The sequence below is a fragment of the Mesorhizobium sp. M7A.F.Ca.MR.245.00.0.0 genome (assembly GCF_003997415.1).
In the GTDB taxonomy this organism is placed as follows: Bacteria; Pseudomonadota; Alphaproteobacteria; order Rhizobiales; family Rhizobiaceae; genus Mesorhizobium.
Window position 1 is genome coordinate 182,077 of sequence record NZ_RZTE01000007.1, and the last position, 17,058, is coordinate 199,134.

At 63.7% G+C, this 17,058-nt stretch carries 16 protein-coding genes; 9 read left to right on the plus strand and 7 right to left on the minus strand.

The genetic code is table 11. The features are described from left to right. Positions 1-32: 32 nt before the first annotated feature. Positions 33-629, minus strand: coding sequence for a TetR/AcrR family transcriptional regulator (locus EOB80_RS11305; protein WP_127322484.1), 597 nt, complete (start codon positions 627-629; stop codon positions 33-35). 122 nt (positions 630-751) lie between these two features. Here EOB80_RS11305 and EOB80_RS11310 point away from each other — a divergent pair, with 122 nt between their 5' ends. From EOB80_RS11310 to EOB80_RS11335, 6 genes are all read left to right on the plus strand, one after another. After that, the gene (locus EOB80_RS11310; RefSeq protein ID WP_127327650.1) at positions 752-1,213 is read left to right on the plus strand and encodes a (2Fe-2S)-binding protein; all 462 of its coding nucleotides are present in this window, start codon (positions 752-754) and stop codon (positions 1,211-1,213) included. 2 nt (positions 1,214-1,215) lie between these two features. Further along, entirely contained in the window at positions 1,216-3,489 is a 2,274-nt protein-coding gene (locus tag EOB80_RS11315; RefSeq protein ID WP_127327651.1) for a xanthine dehydrogenase family protein molybdopterin-binding subunit, read from the plus strand. After that, the gene (locus EOB80_RS11320) at positions 3,486-4,094 is read left to right on the plus strand and encodes a hypothetical protein (RefSeq protein ID WP_127327652.1); all 609 of its coding nucleotides are present in this window, start codon (positions 3,486-3,488) and stop codon (positions 4,092-4,094) included. Before EOB80_RS11315 ends, EOB80_RS11320 begins: the two co-directional genes overlap by 4 nt. 154 nt (positions 4,095-4,248) lie before the next feature. Then, positions 4,249-5,421, plus strand: coding sequence for an efflux RND transporter periplasmic adaptor subunit (locus tag EOB80_RS11325; RefSeq protein WP_127327653.1), 1,173 nt, complete (start codon positions 4,249-4,251; stop codon positions 5,419-5,421). Positions 5,422-5,507: 86 nt separating this feature from the next. Then, positions 5,508-8,687, plus strand: coding sequence for an efflux RND transporter permease subunit (locus EOB80_RS11330; protein WP_127327654.1), 3,180 nt, complete (start codon positions 5,508-5,510; stop codon positions 8,685-8,687). A gap of 92 nt (positions 8,688-8,779) precedes the next feature. After that, positions 8,780-8,938: a DUF3309 family protein gene (locus EOB80_RS11335; protein ID WP_127327655.1), complete on the plus strand. Its 159-nt coding sequence runs from the start codon at positions 8,780-8,782 to the stop codon at positions 8,936-8,938. A gap of 63 nt (positions 8,939-9,001) precedes the next feature. On the opposite strand, the gene EOB80_RS11340 is transcribed toward EOB80_RS11335, so the two are convergent. Continuing rightward, positions 9,002-9,961, minus strand: coding sequence for an SDR family oxidoreductase (locus EOB80_RS11340; RefSeq protein WP_127327656.1), 960 nt, complete (start codon positions 9,959-9,961; stop codon positions 9,002-9,004). A gap of 98 nt (positions 9,962-10,059) precedes the next feature. After that, the gene (locus tag EOB80_RS11345) at positions 10,060-10,269 is read right to left on the minus strand and encodes a DUF680 domain-containing protein (RefSeq protein WP_127327657.1); all 210 of its coding nucleotides are present in this window, start codon (positions 10,267-10,269) and stop codon (positions 10,060-10,062) included. A gap of 133 nt (positions 10,270-10,402) precedes the next feature. Here EOB80_RS11345 and EOB80_RS11350 point away from each other — a divergent pair, with 133 nt between their 5' ends. After that, a complete protein-coding gene (locus EOB80_RS11350) occupies positions 10,403-11,311 on the plus strand; it encodes a LysR family transcriptional regulator (protein WP_127327658.1) in 909 nt (302 codons plus the stop codon). Here the strand turns inward: EOB80_RS11350 and EOB80_RS11355 are convergent. The 3 genes from EOB80_RS11355 to EOB80_RS11365 all read right to left on the minus strand — a co-directional run bounded on the left by EOB80_RS11355 (position 11,275) and on the right by EOB80_RS11365 (position 13,691). Beyond that, the gene (locus EOB80_RS11355) at positions 11,275-12,450 is read right to left on the minus strand and encodes an MFS transporter (RefSeq protein WP_127327659.1); all 1,176 of its coding nucleotides are present in this window, start codon (positions 12,448-12,450) and stop codon (positions 11,275-11,277) included. The two genes, EOB80_RS11350 and EOB80_RS11355, sit on opposite strands and share 37 nt — an antisense overlap. A 123-nt stretch (positions 12,451-12,573) precedes the next feature. Then, entirely contained in the window at positions 12,574-12,882 is a 309-nt protein-coding gene (locus EOB80_RS11360; RefSeq protein WP_027037142.1) for a DUF1244 domain-containing protein, read from the minus strand. An 11-nt stretch (positions 12,883-12,893) separates the two neighbouring features. After that, entirely contained in the window at positions 12,894-13,691 is a 798-nt protein-coding gene (locus tag EOB80_RS11365) for an N-formylglutamate amidohydrolase (RefSeq protein ID WP_127327660.1), read from the minus strand. Between the two features lie 245 nt (positions 13,692-13,936). On the opposite strand from EOB80_RS11365, the gene EOB80_RS11370 reads away from it, so the two are divergent. Both EOB80_RS11370 and pyk read left to right on the plus strand, forming a co-directional pair. After that, positions 13,937-14,425, plus strand: coding sequence for a DUF1036 domain-containing protein (locus EOB80_RS11370; protein WP_127327661.1), 489 nt, complete (start codon positions 13,937-13,939; stop codon positions 14,423-14,425). Then, the gene (gene pyk / locus EOB80_RS11375) at positions 14,422-15,858 is read left to right on the plus strand and encodes a pyruvate kinase (protein WP_013529204.1); all 1,437 of its coding nucleotides are present in this window, start codon (positions 14,422-14,424) and stop codon (positions 15,856-15,858) included. The genes EOB80_RS11370 and pyk overlap by 4 nt, the downstream gene beginning before the upstream one ends. A 44-nt stretch (positions 15,859-15,902) precedes the next feature. On the opposite strand, the gene EOB80_RS11380 is transcribed toward pyk, so the two are convergent. Further along, positions 15,903-16,967 carry an alpha/beta hydrolase gene (locus EOB80_RS11380; RefSeq protein WP_127327662.1) on the minus strand — a complete coding sequence of 355 codons (1,065 nt, stop codon included), beginning with the start codon at positions 16,965-16,967 and terminating at the stop codon, positions 15,903-15,905. Positions 16,968-17,058: the final 91 nt, after the last annotated feature.

The following is a 17,058-nucleotide window of genomic DNA, read 5'->3' on the forward strand; positions in this document are numbered from 1 at the left end:
CGACCAATCAATGTGCATCGATTGGTCCGCAATCATGCCTTCAAGGTCAGGTCGATCACCCTGATCAGGGCAGCGGCCGCCTGCCGCTGTCCCTCCGGATCTCTGATCCGCGCCTTCATGCCTTCCAGCCCGTCGAGCAGCATGTCGGCAAGCAGTTGCGCCGACAGGCCTCTGGCCGCCAGGTCGACGCCGTTCCTGGCTGCCTCGCGCTCGATCGCAGCGCCGATGTGTTGGCCAAGCCCGCCGCGCCAGCAGCCTACCAGATCGCCAAGGCTCGATTTCATGTCCAGCAATTCGGCGCCGTGCGGCGAAGCAACGACCGCGCCCATCATCGAGATGAATGCCTCGTCGATGGCCCGCATCATGCGCTCGGTGAAAGGGCCATCGCCGGATAGGGCAATCTTTGCCGCCTCGACCGAGCGTGACAGGATCATCATGGCGATGGCGCGGAAAATGTCGGTCTTGTTCTTGAACAGGAGATAGAGCGCCGGGCGCGACATGTCTGCGGCGCGGGCGATATCGTCCATGGTGGTGCGCGAGAAACCATAGGCCAAAAACACCTTCATCGCGCCGTCCAGGATACGGACGCGTTTGGGGTCTGTGGCGGTGATGTCTTCGATCTGGTTCATGGAGCAATTCTATCCTGCAAAAACCTATTTGACAAAATGACGAAATTTGTCAATCTGTATTAGGTGAAATGGCCGAGAGGACGCTTCGCCCTTGGCAGCGGACGACAACAAAGGGTATCCCCATGCGCCTTACCGTCGACGGGCAGTCATTCGATATCGATGCCGATCCGGACATGCCGCTGCTGTGGGCGCTGCGCGATCTCATTGGCAAGACCGGGCCGAAATTCGGCTGCGGCATCGCCGCCTGCGGCGCCTGCACGGTGCATGTGGACGGTCAGCCGGTGCGTTCCTGCTCACTCCCGGTTGGGCAGGTCAGCGGCGCTATCACGACCATTGAAGGCATCGGCACCGCGGGGAAGCTGCATCCGGTGCAGCAGGCATGGCTGGAGGAACAGGTCGCGCAATGCGGCTACTGCCAGGCCGGCCAGATCATGAGCGCGGTGGCGCTGCTCGATGAAGTCGCCGACCCAAGCGATGCCGACATCGACAACGCCATGGGCGGCAATCTCTGCCGCTGCGGCACCTATCCCAAAATCCGCTCGGCCATCAAGAAGGCCGCGGCGCTCAAGACGGCGGGTCTCTGACCATGGCCAGTGTCGGAAAGATCGCCCGCCGCACGTTTCTGATCGGCGCTGCCGCTGTCGCGGGCGGCGTTGCCGTCGGCTATTACTGCTATCGCAAGCCTTTTCCGAACCCGCTCGAGGCCGAACTCGGCAAGGGCGAGGCGACGTTCAACCCCTATGTGAAGATCGGCGCCGACAACACCATCACCATCGTCGCGCCGCGCGCCGAGATGGGGCAAGGCATCTCGACGACGCTTGCCGCCATGGTCGCAGAGGAACTCGACGTCGGGCTCGACCGGGTCAAGGTCGAGCATGGACCGGCATCCCATGCCTATTATAACGCCGCGATCCTTCAAGAGGGCGGTCCGTTCGCCTTCTTCGACGAGAGCATGACGGCGCAGGCGGTGCGCTCGGGTCTGGGTGTGGTCGGCAAGTTCCTTGCCCTGCAGGGCACCGGTGGTTCGGCTTCGACACGCGATGGTTTTGACAAGATGCGGCAAGCGGGTGCAGTCGCCCGACAGATGCTGATCGCGGCTGCGGCGCAAGAACTGGGTGTCGCCGCCGCCGATCTGAAAACGGCCGACGGTTCGATCCTGCACAAGGCGTCGGGCAAGTCGCTGACCTATGGCGCGGTCGCCGCGGCCGCCGCCGCGATGGCGTCGCCGGCCGAAGTCAGGCTCAAGGACCGGGCCGACTGGAAACTGCTGGGAAAACCGCAGAAGCGCATCGACATGTTGGCCAAGGTCACCGGGGCGCCGATCTTCGGCATCGATGTCAGGCTGCCGGACATGCTCTACGGCACGGTCAAGATGAGCCCGCGCTTCTGGGCCAAGCTGGTCAAGGCGGACCTTTCCAAAGCCGAAAAAATGCCCGGCGTGATCAAGATCGTGCCGCTCGAGACGAATTACGGCCATGGCTTCGGCATCATCGCCGACAATACATGGGCGGCATTCAAGGCGGCCGAGGCGATCGACGCCCAGTGGTCCGATCCCGAATACCCGCTCGGCAGCGCCGCCATTTCAGATGTGCTGAAGCAGGCGCTTGCCACCAAGGGGTCGGTGATGCGCGACAATGGCGACGTCGATACCGCTTTTGCCGACGCGCCGCGCGAAAGGATCGTCGAGGCAGACTATGCCGTGCCCTATCTGGCGCATGCGACGATGGAGCCGATGAACGCCACGGCGCAGCTCAGGGACGGCGCGCTAGACATCTGGTGCGGCAACCAGGCGCCGACCCTGGTGCGGCAGCTTTGCGCCAACGCGGTCGGCATCGGGCAGGACAAGATCAATGTGCACACCACCTTCATGGGCGGCGGTTTCGGCCGGCGCGTCGAGGTGGATTACTCACTGTGCGCCGCGCTGATGGCGAAGGAGACGGGCGGGCGTCCGGTCAAGGTGACCTGGACGCGTGAAGAAGACATGCGCCACGACGCCTACCGGCCAGCCGCAATAGGCAAGTTCCAGGCGCGGCTCGGCGACGATGGCATGCCAGTGGCCGTCGACATGAAGATGGCCTCGCCATCGGTGATTGCCGGCATGCTGCGCCGGCTGTTCCCCTCGATATCGCCGCTCGGTCCCGACAAGACCATCGTCGATGGCGCCTACGACCAACCCTACTCCATCCCGAATTACCGGGTCACTGGTGTCGCGGCGCCGGTCTCCATCCCTGTCGGCTCCTGGCGCTCGGTCGGCAGCTCGGTCAACGGCTTCTTCCACGAGGGTTTCATGGACGAGATCGCCATTGCCGGGAAAATCGATCAGGTCGAGATGCGCAAGAGACTGATGGCCGCTTATCCCTCGGCGGTGAAGGTGGTGGAGAAAGTCGCCGCGATGGCGAAATGGGGCGAGGCGCTGCCCGCCGGCAAGGCCAGGGGCATGGCCTTCACGCTGTCCTTCGGCAGCTGGGTCGGCGAGATCGTCCAGGTGGCGGACACGCCGGCCGGCATCCGCATCGAGAAGGTGTGGATCGCCGCCGATGTCGGCACCGCGCTCGACCCCGGCATCATCGAGGCGCAGTTGATCTCGGCGGCCATCTACGGTCTTTCGGCGGCGATGGGGCAGGAAATCACCTTCGCCGACGGCATGGTCGAACAGTCGAACTTCCACGATTTCGACGCCATGCGGATCTTCCAGTGCCCGGTATTCGAAGTTGCCATCCTGGAAAACTTCCACAGGATGGGCGGCGTCGGCGAGGTCGGCACACCGCCGGCGGCTCCGGCGCTCGCCAACGCCATCTTCGCGCTCACCGGAAAGCGCATCCGCACGCTGCCGCTGTCGAAAGCGGTAGCCTTCGCATGAAGAAGCTCGTCATCATGCTGACGCCTGCTGCCATGCTTGTGCTCGCAGCACCGTTTGCGATCGCGCAAGAGAGCCAGACGCCGGCGCCGGTGGCAGTCGACACAGCAAAAGCCCTGTCCGAATGGGACAAGGTCTATGCGGTGTTCTCGCATCCGCGCTGCGCTGACTGTCATGTCGCGGACGAGCGACCGCGCTGGTCGGGTGCGCATTACGGCGGCACGCGCGTGCACGCCTTCAATGTCCAGCGCGGTGCTGACGGGTCGGGCTTCGGCAGTCCGGGCCTGCGTTGCATGACTTGCCATTTCTCCAGCAATTCCAAGGTATTGCACGGGCCGCCCGGGGCCGAGAACTGGCATCTGGCGCCAGCCGAGATGGCCTGGTTCGGCAAGTCCTCGGCCGAAATCTGCGCCCAGATCAAGGATCCCTTGCGCAATGGCAACCGCAGCTTGAAGGATATCGCGGTGCATGTTCGCGACGACAGACTGGTCGCCTGGGGCTGGGCGCCGGGATCGGGTCGTGAACCGGCTCCGGGCTCCGCCGAAGCGACCTATCAAGCGATCGAAAACTGGGCGGCGGCGGGCGCATCTTGCCCGGTGGCGCAATGATCTTGCAACTTTCAGACTATATTGCGGTGCAACTTTGATGTAGAAGCGCGCTTCGCCGATCACGGCAAATTGAACACGGCCCGGCGCGCACCCATATCGGCGACGCGCCCGCGTTATGAGGACGCTGGCCGAACCCGCAGTGGAAAAAACGACGATGAGAATCAGGTTTCACAAGCTTGCAGCCGTTGTTGTGCTCATTGGTTTCGCGGCGTGGATGGCGACAGGCGAGTTTTCGTCAGTCGGCAGCGTAGCCGCCAACAAAGCCAAGGCAGCCGAAGCCGAACAGGCCAAGGCGCCCGATGCGGCGAAGCCGAAGCCGGCGGAAGCCGAGCCGAAGGCACCGCTGCGCACGGTCGCTGTGGTGACGCCGCCACGCAAGACCTATGCACGCGCCATCCGCATTTCCGGGCTGACCGAAGCCGACAAGCGGGCGGTGCTGGCGACGCGCGTCGCCGGTGTCATCGACAAGCTGCCTGTCAAGCAAGGCGATCACGTCAAGACGGGGGATCTGGTGCTGATGCTTGCGGCGGAAGAAAAGATCTCGATGGTTGACAACGCCAAGCAATTGGTGGTGCAGCGCCAGGCCGAGCTGGACGCAGCCTTGCGGCTGATGAAATCAGGCAATCTGCCGAAGCTGCAGCTCGACACCGCACGCTCGAACCTGACCTCGGCGCAGTCGCAACTGGAAACGGCACAGGCCGAACTCGACCGCAACGAGGTGAAGGCGCCTTTCGACGGCGTTATCGACCGGGTGCCGGTGGAACTTGGCAGCTCCATCATGCAAGGCGGCGAGGTGGCGACCATCCTCAAGCTCGATCCGGTGATTGCCCGCGGCGAAGTCAGCGAGCGCGATCTCGGCTACCTCAAGCTCGGCGACAAGGCCACCATACGGCTGGTCAGCGGCCAGACCGTCCAAGGCACCGTGCGCTACATCAGCCGCGACGCCTCGTCGGCGACCCGCACCTTCCGCGTCGAGGTTGCCGTCCCCAATGCCGACGGCTCCGTGCCGGCCGGCATGACGGCAGAAATCGCGCTCAACGCACAGCCGACCGACGCGGTGCTGCTGCCGCGCTCGGTTGTGACGCTCGGCGACAAGGGCGACCTCGGCATCCGTGCCGTGAGCAAGGACAACAAGGTGGCGTTCTTCCCCATCGACCTCGTTGACGACACGCCGACAGGCCTCGTCCTCGGCGGCATACCGGCCGACGCCCGCATCATCGTCGCCGGCCAGGAACTGGTGAAGGAAGGCGATCTGGTCAATCCGGTCGAGGCCGACCAGGCGATCATCAAGAAGCTGCTCGGCGAAGCGACGGCCGGCACCCAGTAGCGTAGCACAAGTCGCGACGGACTAGCCCTGGGCGGGGACAATCGGCTGCGACGCAGCTCGTGAAAATTCAAGAACAGGCGTTAGCCATGGATATCGTCAGACTCGCAATCAACAATGCCCGCCTGACCATTTCGGTCCTCGTCTTCCTTCTGCTGGCGGGCTGGGTCGCCTATCAGGCGACGCCAAAGGAAGCGGAGCCCGACGTTCCGATTCCGATGATGTATGTCAGCCTGATCTACCAGGGCATTTCGCCCGAGGATTCGGAGCGGCTTCTGCTGCGGCCGATGGAAAGCAAGCTGAAAAGCCTGAAGGGCCTCAAGGAGATGCGTTCGGCCGCCTTCCAGGGCGGCGGCTACGTGCTGGTCGAATTCCAGCCGCAGACCAATCTGGCCACCGCGCTGCAGGACACGCGCAGCAAGGTGCAGGACGCCAAGGCCGACCTGCCGCAGGCGGCGGAAGAACCCGTCGTCACCGAAGTCAACATTTCCGAATTTCCCGTGCTCGTCGTCACGCTCTCGGGAAATCTGCCCGAACGCGTGCTGACCGCCGCCGCGCGTGAACTGCGCGATCGCATCGAGGAGGTTCCCGGTGTTCTCGAGGGCTCGCTGCAGGGTGCGCGCGACGATCTCGTCGAGGTCGTCATCGATCCGATGAAGCTGTCTTCCTATGGGCTGCAACTCGATCAACTGATCGGTGCGGTCGGCAACTCCAACAGCCTGGTCGCCGCCGGCAATATCGAAGGCTCGGAGGGCAAATACGCCGTCAAGGTACCGTCGCTGATCGAAACGCCGGAGGATGTCGCCGCACTGCCGGTGGTCGCCGGCCCCAATGCCGTGGTGCAGGCCAAGGACATCGCGACGATCCGTTCGACCTTCAAGGATGCCGAGACGGTGACCCGTCTCAACGGCAAGCCGGCCATCGCCATCGAAGTCAAGAAGCGCATCGGCTCCAACCTGATCGACACCATCGCCAAGGTGCGAACGGTGTCCGACGAGTTCGTCAAGTCGATGCCCGAGGGCATGAACGTCACCTACACGCAGGACAAGTCGGTCTTCGTCAACCAGCTGCTCGGCGACCTGCAGAACCATGTGATGATCGCCGTCATCCTGGTGTTCATCGTCATCCTCTACGCGCTGTCCGGCCGCGCCTCGCTGCTCATCGGGCTTGCGATTCCGTCGTCCTTCCTGATCGGCATCCTGCTGCTGGCGATGATGGGCTACACGATCAACATGATCGTGCTGTTCAGCCTGATCCTGGCCGTCGGCATGCTGGTCGACGATGCCATTATCGTCACCGAGTTCGCCGAACGGCGGATGAGCGAGGGCATGCCGAAGGAGGAAGCCTTCGCGCTCGCCGCCAAGCGCATGGCCGGTCCGGTCATCGCCGCGACGATGACGCGCATCGCCGCCTTCTCGCCGCTGCTGTTCTGGCCGGGCATCATCGGCGACTTCATGAAGTACATGCCGATCACGCTGATCGTCACGCTATCGGCCTCGATGCTCTACGCGCTTGTCTTCGCGCCGACGCTGGGTGCGATCTTCGCCAAGGCGCCGCCGCATCATGAGGATGACAATCGCGACGGCTGGTACATGGCGATCGTCAAGCAGGCGGTGCGCTTCCCCATCACCGTGCTGGTGCTGACTGTCGCGCTCTTGTTCGGCGTCGGCTTTGCCTATTCGAAATACGGCGCCGGCGTCGAGTTCTTCCCGAATGTCGAGCCGGATTATGGCCTGCTCTACGTGCATGCGCGCGGCAATCTTTCGCTGGCCGAAATGGATACCGCGACCAAGATCGCGGAAGACAGGCTGCTCGGCTGGCCGGGTGTGAAGTCGGTCTACACCCGCGTCGGCAAGACGCAAGGCGGCGGCCAGGATATCCCCGAAGACGTCGTCGGCGTCATCCAGTACGAATTTATCGACTGGCGCGAGCGCAAGTCGGCGAACCACATCCTGGACGATCTGCGCGGCGTCATGGCCGGCATTCCCGGCGTCGATGTCGAGGTGCGCGTGCCGGAAGCCGGTCCGCCGACCGGCAAGCCGATCCAGATCAGGCTTTCGGCCGTCGACCCCAAGGGGCTCGACGACAAGGCCCGTGAGGTCGCGGCGCGCATCGGCAAGGTGCCCGGCGTCATCGATATTTCCGACGGCCTGCCGCCGCCCGGTGTCGACTGGGCGCTCGAGGTCGCTCGTGCCAAGGCGGCGCAGTACGGCATCAGCCCAACCTCGGTCGGGACGGTGGTGCAACTGGTGACCAACGGGCTGAAACTCTCGGAATACCGGCCTGCCGGAGCCGACGACGCGGTCGACATAAGGCTGCGGCTGCCCGAAGACCGGCGCACGCTGTCGACGCTCGACGAACTCAGGGTGCAGACCTCACAAGGCTCGGTGCCGATCTCGAACTTCGTCGTGCGCAAGCCGGAGCCGACGGTCGGCATCCTCAACCGCATCGACGGCGCGCGTACGGTGGTCGTCCAGGCCAACGTCGCCGCCGGCGCTCAGGTCGCGGCTGTGCAGGAGCAGGTCACCAAGGCCGTCTCCGACATGGATCTCGGCAGCGGCATCCGCTGGAAGCTGGCCGGTTCGAACGAGGACAGCGCCGAAGCCAGCGCCTTCCTCAGCAAGGCCTTCGGGGCGGCGATCTTCCTGATCTTCCTGGTGCTTCTGGCGCAGTTCAACAAGTTCACCAGCGTCTGGCTGGTGCTGTCCTGCGTGGTCATGGCGACGATCGGCGTGTTCCTCGGGCTGCTGATAACCGGCGAGACGTTCGGCATCGTCATGTCGGGCATCGGCGTCATCGCTCTGGCCGGCGTGGTGGTGAACAACAACATCGTGCTGATCGACACCTATGACCGGCTGCGTGAAGAAGGCTGGGACAAGGTCGAGGCGGTGCTGCAGACTTGCCGCGAGCGCGCCCGCCCGGTCGTGCTGACGGCTGTGTCGGCCATTCTCGGCGTGCTGCCGATCGCCTTCGGCCTCGGGTTGGAAATCTTCCATCACGAGACGACGATCAACGCGCCGTCGACGCAATGGTGGATTTCGCTGTCCTCGGCGATCGTCTTCGGCCTGTCCTTCGCCACGGTGCTGACGCTGGTGGTGACGCCGTCGATGCTGATGGTGTTCACCCGCGCCAAGGTCAAGCCGGGCGCACGGCGCGGCTTGATCAGCCGTCTGTTCCGGCGCGGCAAGGTCGAGATTTCATCGACCGATGCGCCAGGGCGGGATGCCGGAGCCGGGCCGGATATCGCCTTTCCGAAAGCCGCCGAATAGATCATTGCCGATTTGACCGGCAAAGGCCGCCCGGAACAACCGGGCGGCCTTTTGCATTGTTCTTAGGCGAAAAGTCGAATTGCGGGGTTCTCATGCCGATCACCACCATCGTCATCATCGTCCTGGTCCTTATCCTCATCGGCGCGGTGCCGGCCTGGCCGCATTCGCGCTCCTGGGGCTATGGGCCCTCGGGTATTGTCGGCGTGATGCTGGTGGTGCTAATGGTGCTGCTGTTGATGGGACGGCTCTGAGGCGCCCTCTCAGTCCGCGGAGATTGTTAATGTGCGGAGGAGTATCGCCCGCCATCGCGGAGGTCAGGCAGCTTTCGCAACGCCGGTCACGGTGGCAATGCCGATATCCCCGAGAGCTTCAGTGACGGCCTGATCCAGCGGCGTGTGCGGGATCGCGCCGATGATGCCTTCCAGCCTTGCCGACGCCAGTTGGTGCGGTTCGAAGCGCAGATAGGACATCGACACGATCTCACGCCACATCGCCACGAACGGGCTGCCGGCGCGCAGCACCCACCACGCCATCGAGGTCATCTTGAGCGGACGCCCAAGCGCCTTCTCCGCGGCCGCCTTGATCTCCAGGTCGGTGACGGGATGGCCCGGGAAGTTGAAGGCTTCATAGGCGCCGAGCTTGTCCAGGTTCTGCGCCAGTCCGACGAAAGCCCTGGCCAGATCCGGCAGGTAGGCCCATTCATGCACGAGGTCGACCGGGCCGGGTGCCGTATAGATACCCTTGTTGATCTTGGCGGCGACGATCAGGTCGAACCACGAGCCGCTGCCGGTGCCGCCGAAGAAATCGCCGGCCCGCAAAATGATGGTGCGGACGCGGCGCGCTTCGGCCTCGCGGTGAAACAGGTCCTCCATGGCGACGCGGATGCGCCCCTTTTCGGTCGTCGGGCGGAACGGCGTGTCTTCCGTGATCACCTCCGGCATCGGCGACCCATAATTGTATACGGTCCCGGGAAAGAGATGCAGTGCGTTGTTGGCATGGCAAGCGGCCATGACATTCTCGGCGATCGGCAGGCACTTGACCCATTCGGTGTAGATAGGGTTGAGGCCGTTGAAGACGATGTCGACACCTTCCGTGGCGCGGATCAGCGCTTCCCGGTCGAGCGCGTCACCGGCAACGGCCGTAGCGCCTTCAAGTTCAGTTGGCAGTTTGCCGTTGCGGGTGACGGCGCGGACCTCGTAGCCCGCGTCGATGAAGGCCATGGCGACCACCCGCCCGAGCCGGCCATTGGCACCGAGAATTGCGATACTTGTCATTGGAAGCACTCCTGGGTTGGGATTTGCGTGGTCGGTCTGGACGCGCGATCGAGATCAGCGACGAGCGCGATCGGGATCAGCGGCAAGCGCGATCGAGATCAGCGGCTGCCGAAGAGGTCGCGGTTGCTGCCTTGCGTGACCGGCTGCCGGACGGCCGCATCCGGGTTGTGGATCGAAGCGGTGGTCGTGTTGTCGATGCTGGTGACAGCCGGCTGGCTGGCGTCGTTCGACCCAAACTTGTCGCTGCCGGCAAAGGCGGCGCTGACGGAAATGAGGATGGCGGCGGTGGTGAAAGCGATCTTGGTCATCTGAGTTCTCCTGGTTGGTGTTTGCAGTCCATGTTGGTGTTTGCAGTCCGTGTTGGTGTCTGCAGCCGGAATATGGTCGCTCCGAATGCGAATGGAAATTGACTATAGATGGCGTTCTGATATTCATAAATGAATGACCGAAATTGACTGGAACCTGATCAAGAGCTTTGTCGCCGTGGCGGAATCCGGCAGCCTGTCGGCCGCCGCGCGAAAGCTTTCGGCAAGCCAGCCGACGCTTGGCCGTCACATCGGCGAGTTGGAACGGGCACTCGGCGTCACACTGTTCCGTCGAGGACGGCACGGCTACGAACTGACGGAGGCCGGCAGCACGCTGTTCGAACGCGGCAAGGCGGTCAGCGAGCAGGCAAGCGCCTTCTCACTGCTGGCGCTGGGTTCGGTCGAGGCCATCGAAGGCACGGTGCGCATCGCCGCCAGCGAGGTGGTGGCGGCCTATGTCCTGCCTGAGATGACGATGCGGCTGGGGATCGAGGAGCCCGGCATCGAGGTCGAGATCGTTGCTTCCAACCAGGTCGAGAACCTGCTGCGTCGAGATGCCGACATCGCCATCCGCATGGTCAAGCCGGCGCAGAACGAGCTGATGGCACGCAGGGTCTGCGATATCGAGCTCTGCGCCTGCGCGGCCAAATCCTATCTCGACAGGCGCGGCCGTCCGCTGAAGCCTGCCGATCTTGTCGACCACGATCTGGTCGGCTTCGACCGCGGCGACGAGATCATCAGGGGCTTTACCCAGCATGGCATCCCCGTCACCCGGAGCAGCTTCCGCTTCAGGGCCGACAACCAGATCGTTTTGTGGGAAGCGGTGCGGGCGGGAAACGGCATCGGCCTCGGTCAGGAGCCGCTGGCAGACAGGGATCCTTCGATAGAGAAGGTTCTGCCAGATCTGCCGCTGCCGGTTCTGCCGGTGTGGCTGGCGATGCATCGCGACGTGCGTACAAGCGTGCGCATCCGCCGGGTGGTGGATTTTCTCCACGAGGAGCTGAAACGCTATTCGGCGGGTGCTGGCGCGAATTCGGCGCGGTGAGCGAGCCCGGCCATCAGCAACACGATGATCAGCAGTCCCGACATGGTGATGAAGATCGGGCCGAAGCTGGAATGCTCGGCAACGAAGCCGATCGCCGACGGCGCCACCAGTATGCCGCAGTATCCGATCGTGGTGACCACGCTCATGCCGGTGCCGGAAGACATGCCTTCCTGGTTGCCGCCGGCCGAAAAGATGATCGGCACCATATTGGCGATGCCGAAGCCGCAAAAGGCAAAGGCTGCAATGGCGAGCCAGGGCGAGGGCGCCAGGCCAGCGACCAGCATGCCGACCGCGGCTACGAGGGCCGACACGCGAAGCGTCGTCACCGCGCCGAAGCGATTGCGTATACCGTCGCCGAAGAACCGCGTAACCGCCATGACGCCCGAAAATCCGGCGTAGGCGAGGCCGGCAACGGCAAGATCGGCGCCGAGCTCCTGGCGCAAATACAGGGCTGCCCAGTCGAGCACCGCGCCTTCGGAGATCATCGCCAGCAGCGCCATCAGTCCGATCAGATAAACCAGCGGGTTTGCCGGCAGTGCGAATTTGTGGTGCTCGGCTGCCTGCGGGCTGTCTTCGGTGAGGAGATGGCGAACGGCCACCGCGATCACCGCGAAGGCAAACACCGTTACCGCCGCCGCGTGAGCGAGGTGGCCGTAGTGCTGGATGGCAAAGCCGCCGAGGCCGCCGCCGGCGAAGCCGCCGAGACTCCAGAAGCCGTGCGAGGACGACATGACGGCGCGGGAGAGCCGCCGTTCGACCACCACGGCATTGGCATTCATAGCAACGTCCATGCCACCGATCGAGCCGCCGAAGATGATCATGGCCGCGGCCGCCAGCGGTACGTTGGGCGCCAGCGCCACGACCATCAGACCGAGGCTGCCGCACAGGGCGAACCAGCGCAGTACGGTGCGCGAACCATGTCTGGAGATCAAATGGCCGCACCAGGTCATCGCGACGACGGCACCGACGCCGAATAAGAGAATCAGCAGGCCGAGCGTGAACTTCGAAATCTCCAGCCGGGTCAGGAACACCGGGATTTGCGGCGCCCAGCTGCCCGTCAGGAAGCCGTTGGCGAGAAAAATGGCCGCGAGCGCCCATCGTCCGCGAATGGCAGTCAGCTTGGCAATTGGCGCGTTCATGAGGCGAATCCCGCTGAAAATGGCTTCGCGCGGCAAATTAGATCGATTCAATTTTCAGTCAAGGCTCTTTCGGGAAGCATTTTGGGCCAAACATAGCCTTAAGCGATCGCTGGGGCGACGGCGTCAATGGTCCTGGGGGCGCCTTGCCTCGAATTCGGCCTTCTTGGCGTCGGAGGCCTCGGTCTGGTTCAGCGCCTGCCATTCCCCATAAGGCATGCCGTAGACGATCTCGCGCGACTGATCCTTGGTGAGATCGACGCCCTCGGCATTGGCTGCCTCGCGATACCAGTTCGACAGGCAGTTGCGGCAGAAGCCGGCAAGATTCATCAGGTCGATGTTCTGCACATCGTTGCGCTCGCGCAGATGCTCGACCAGCCGGCGGAAGGCGGCCGCTTCGAAATCGCGTTGCTGCTCGTCGCTGAGTTCGGTCATCGAAACCTCCGTCATAGCGGCCCGGTGCGCGAGCCGAACATCTTCACCACATGTATATCGGGACGGCGGTCGATCGCGTCAACGATCGGCGCCAACCGTTCGGCCCAGGCGAGCGCGCCCTTCTGGTCCGATATCAGATCCTGTCGGATCTCGATCAGCGCATGGGCGAAGCCGTTGACGATGGCATGCTTGTACATGGTGTCGCCGCGCAGCGCGCCGTCATAGGGTTCGTTGTCGCCGACGACGAGGTTCTTGTCCTGCGCCAGCATGTCTATCAACGGCCGCGCCACGCGGTCGTCGAGATCCCACAGGATGCCGACGTGCCAAGGACGCTGGATTCCTTGCATGGCCGGGGTGAAGGAATGCACCGAAAAGATGAAGGGCGTCTGGGCGGAAGCCTGTGCGACCGATGCGATCATGGCGCCGACAGCGTCGTGATAGGGCCGATAGAACCCGTCGAGCCGCCTCTCGCGCTCCTCGGCAGTGATGGGGTAATTCCCAGGTACGACAGTGCCGTCATAAAGCTGGCGAATGAGCGTCGGATCGTCTTCGCCGCGATTGGGATCGATCAGCAGTCGCGAAAAATTGGCGAGCACCGCCGGCACGCCGAGCAGGGCAGCCAGTTCGCGCGTCACCGCCTCGACGCCGATGTCATAGGCGATGTGCCGGTCGAACTCGGCCGAGGGCAGGCCGAGGCTGCCGTAGTCGTCGGGCAGGTCGCGACGGGCATGATCGCCCAACAGCACGATGCCTCGCTTGCGGTCGCCCTCGATGATGTCGAAAGGCGCGAAAACTGTGGATCGGGTCATTGGCGGGAAATGGTCTGTTCGCGGGCTTCCGGGGAGGGTGCTATCGTCATTCCACGAAGACGACGCTTGCGCAATGCCGTTGTTTGGCCAAGGTTTCCCGGGAAATCTGGCACATGTCGGCTAATTGTGCGCCGGAGCCTTTCTAAATCGATTGGAATTGGACAAAGCGGTGCGTTGACATGCGCCCGGACTTTTCCGAAAAGGGGCGCAGAGAGATGCTGATGTGGTTTTTGAGGGGTTTTCGGATGAGTTCCGCCGGCGGGCAGCGCATGCGCTCTGCCTTTGCCATGCCGCTCCTCACTTTTGCCATGGGCCTGTCGGCGATGGTCGTGGCTTCGCCGGCGCGTGCCGATTTCCGCGTCTGCAACGCCACGCAGAACCTGGTCGGTGTCGGCATCGGCTATCGCGCCAAGGCCGGCTGGATCACCGAAGGCTGGTGGCACATCGAGGGATCGAGCTGCAAGACGCTGATCGAAGGGCCGCTGTCATCAAGGTTTTACTATCTTTATGCAGAAGACGCCGAACGCGGTGGACGCTGGGACGGCCCGATCAATATGTGCGTGGCTGAAAAAGAGTTCAAGATCGCCGGCGTGACCGACTGCGTCGCCCGGGGCTTCCAGCGCGCCGGATTCCAGGAATATGACACGGGCGAACAGGCAAGCTGGATGGTCCAGCTGACCGATGAGTCCACAACGGGAGGCGCTCCAGCCGCCCCGGGAACAAACAGTCAATGAGACGTAGCCGCAAGGTCAAGATCCTAGCCACCATCGGTCCGGCCTCCTCGTCGGAGGAGATGCTGAAGAAACTGTTCGAAGCGGGCGCCGATGTGTTCCGCATCAATATGAGCCATACCGACCATGAACTGATGCGCACGCTGGTCGGACGCATCCGCGCTGTCGAGGAAGCGGTTGGCCGGCCGATCGGCATCCTCGCCGACCTACAAGGACCGAAGCTGCGCGTCGGCAAGTTCGCCAACGGGAAGGAAGTGCTGACGCAAGGCCAGACCTTCACCCTCGATGACAATCCCGAACCTGGCACCTCGACCAGGGTCTATCTGCCGCATCCGGAAATCCTGAGCTCGGTCGAAGCCGGCCATCGCCTGCTGATCGACGATGGCAAGCTCGAGCTGAAGGCGGTGAAGAGCGACGGCAAGTCGATCGTCTGCACCGTCGTTGCCGGCACCACGATTTCCGACAAGAAAGGCGTCAGCCTGCCCGACACCGACCTCCCGGTCGGTGCGCTGACCGAAAAGGACCGCAAGGATCTCGATGCCGTGCTGGCCACAGGCGTCGACTGGGTTGCGCTGTCCTTCGTGCAGCGGCCGGAGGATCTGGCCGAAGCGCGCAAGATCGCACGCGGCCGGGCGCTGATCATGGCCAAGATCGAAAAGCCGCAGGCCGTCGCCCGGCTGGCCGAGATCATCGAATTGTCCGACGCGCTGATGGTCGCCCGCGGCGATCTCGGCGTCGAGATGCCGCTCGAGGCGGTGCCCGGCATCCAGAAGCAGATCACGCGCGCCGCACGCCGCGCCGGCAAGCCGGTGGTGGTTGCAACGCAGATGCTGGAATCGATGATCACGGCACCGGTGCCGACCCGCGCCGAAGTGTCCGATGTTTCGATCGCCGTCTTCGAAGGTGCCGATGCCATCATGCTGTCGGCGGAATCGGCGGCGGGTGCCTATCCCGTCGAGGCCGTGGCAATGATGAACCGTATCGCCACCAAGGTCGAAACCGATCCGACCTATGCCGGCATCATCAACGCCCAGCGCTCCGAGCCGGAGGCGACTGGCGCCGATGCCATTTCGCTGGCCGCACGCGAGATCGCTGAAACGCTGAAGCTGTCGGCGATCATCACCTACACCGCATCGGGCACCACAGGCCTGCGCGCCGCCCGCGAGCGGCCGCAAGTGCCTGTTATCGCGCTGTCGCCGATCCTCAACACGGCGCGGCGGCTGTCGCTTTTGTGGGGCACGCATTGCGTCGTCTCACCCGACGCCGTCGATCTCGACGACATGGTCAATCGCGCCTGCCGCATCGCCTTCGACGAAGGCTTCGGTAAGCCTGGCGACCGCGTCATCATCACCGCGGGCGTGCCGCTGCGGACACCGGGTTCGACCAACATGCTGCGCATCGCCTATATCGGTTCGGACACACAAGTCAGCCGCTAGATTCCTGAAGCGTGTCGCCTCTGAACGGATTCAGGCGGCCCGCTTTAGGTCGGCGCGAGTTCGGCCTGCGGTACCTTGATATCGGCGCATCTGCCGGCGCCGTAGGCGTCGCCGGCGATGCGCGCCTCCACGGTCCTGGCCATCGCCTGCAGGTCTATATTCTTGCCAGCGACCTTCTCGATGGCGCCGACGGTCAGGTCGGTCGCGATCCAGTCTGGCTTGTGACCGAGATTGTGCACCCACACGAGTTCGGCACCGGCAATGTCGCGCGCCAGGCCGACCGAATGGATATGTGCATAGACCACCTTGTCGCGATCGCCTGAAATCACCACGGTCGGCGCCTTGATCTCGGCGTAACGCTTTGCGGTGGCGAGCGCGTAGCGATAGAGCCCGGCGACATCGGTGGCGTTGGCACGAAAGGCTGTTGGTCGCAGCACCAGCGGGATAGAGGCCGAGCTGAGGTAATTGTCCGGCACCTTGTTGGGCGAAAAGACGCAGGTGGTGGCGTCAGCCATCTGCAGGGCTCCCGCCGGATAGGTGAGCGTTTCGGAAAACAGCCAACCGAGCACCGGCATGGTGGTCAGATTGTAGTACCAGGCGGTTGCGCCGCCCGGCCATGGGTGGGTCGCCGGTGCGAGAAAGACGAGCCCGAGTGTCTTGTCTGGATGTTCGCGGCCAAAGGCCGATGTCACCACGCCGCCGAAGGAATGGCCGACGATGACAGCCTTCCTGATGCCGAGATGGTCCATCAGTGCGGCAATGGTGTTGGCCTGCGCCGACGGGTTCTCGTTGTTGGTGCCGCGACCCGACCAGCCGTGGCCTGGCCGGTCGAAGAACAGCATTTCGGCGCGGCCTTCGAGCAAGGGGCGCAGCGGCAGCATCTGGTCCCTGAGATTGGCGCTGGCGCCATGGATGAAGACGATCGGCGGCAACTCGGCATTGGCGGGCGCCGGAACATGGACATAGTGGATGCGGGCGCCGTCGATGTCGGCGAACTCGCCGATCGGCGGATTGCGACGCTCGATCAGCCATGAGCCGACGCGGGTGACGCCGACAAAGCCGAAGATAAGCGCCATCAGGAAGGCAAGGGCGGCGTAGATCAGGTTCATGAGGGAGATACGAGGTGGAGGGGGATAAGTTGTAGGGTAGGCAGTAGGCAGTAGGCAGTAGGCAGTAGGCAGTAGGCAGTAGGCAGTAGGC

Bases quoted from the DNA above. Each gene is read 5' to 3' on its own strand.
- EOB80_RS11320 (WP_127327652.1), top strand. From the start codon at position 3,486: ATGAAGAAGCTCGTCATCATGCTGACGCCTGCTGCCATGCTTGTGCTC.
- EOB80_RS11365 (WP_127327660.1), bottom strand. From the start codon at position 13,691: ATGACCCGATCCACAGTTTTCGCGCCTTTCGACATCATCGAGGGCGAC.
- pyk (WP_013529204.1), top strand. From the start codon at position 14,422: ATGAGACGTAGCCGCAAGGTCAAGATCCTAGCCACCATCGGTCCGGCC.
- EOB80_RS11305 (WP_127322484.1), bottom strand. From the start codon at position 629: ATGAACCAGATCGAAGACATCACCGCCACAGACCCCAAACGCGTCCGT.
- EOB80_RS11380 (WP_127327662.1), bottom strand. From the start codon at position 16,967: ATGAACCTGATCTACGCCGCCCTTGCCTTCCTGATGGCGCTTATCTTC.
- EOB80_RS11330 (WP_127327654.1), top strand. From the start codon at position 5,508: ATGGATATCGTCAGACTCGCAATCAACAATGCCCGCCTGACCATTTCG.
- EOB80_RS11325 (WP_127327653.1), top strand. From the start codon at position 4,249: ATGAGAATCAGGTTTCACAAGCTTGCAGCCGTTGTTGTGCTCATTGGT.
- EOB80_RS11315 (WP_127327651.1), top strand. From the start codon at position 1,216: ATGGCCAGTGTCGGAAAGATCGCCCGCCGCACGTTTCTGATCGGCGCT.
- EOB80_RS11310 (WP_127327650.1), top strand. From the start codon at position 752: ATGCGCCTTACCGTCGACGGGCAGTCATTCGATATCGATGCCGATCCG.
- EOB80_RS11345 (WP_127327657.1), bottom strand. From the start codon at position 10,269: ATGACCAAGATCGCTTTCACCACCGCCGCCATCCTCATTTCCGTCAGC.
- EOB80_RS11350 (WP_127327658.1), top strand. From the start codon at position 10,403: ATGACCGAAATTGACTGGAACCTGATCAAGAGCTTTGTCGCCGTGGCG.
- EOB80_RS11335 (WP_127327655.1), top strand. From the start codon at position 8,780: ATGCCGATCACCACCATCGTCATCATCGTCCTGGTCCTTATCCTCATC.
- EOB80_RS11370 (WP_127327661.1), top strand. From the start codon at position 13,937: ATGAGTTCCGCCGGCGGGCAGCGCATGCGCTCTGCCTTTGCCATGCCG.
- EOB80_RS11340 (WP_127327656.1), bottom strand. From the start codon at position 9,961: ATGACAAGTATCGCAATTCTCGGTGCCAATGGCCGGCTCGGGCGGGTG.
- EOB80_RS11360 (WP_027037142.1), bottom strand. From the start codon at position 12,882: ATGACCGAACTCAGCGACGAGCAGCAACGCGATTTCGAAGCGGCCGCC.
- EOB80_RS11355 (WP_127327659.1), bottom strand. From the start codon at position 12,450: ATGAACGCGCCAATTGCCAAGCTGACTGCCATTCGCGGACGATGGGCG.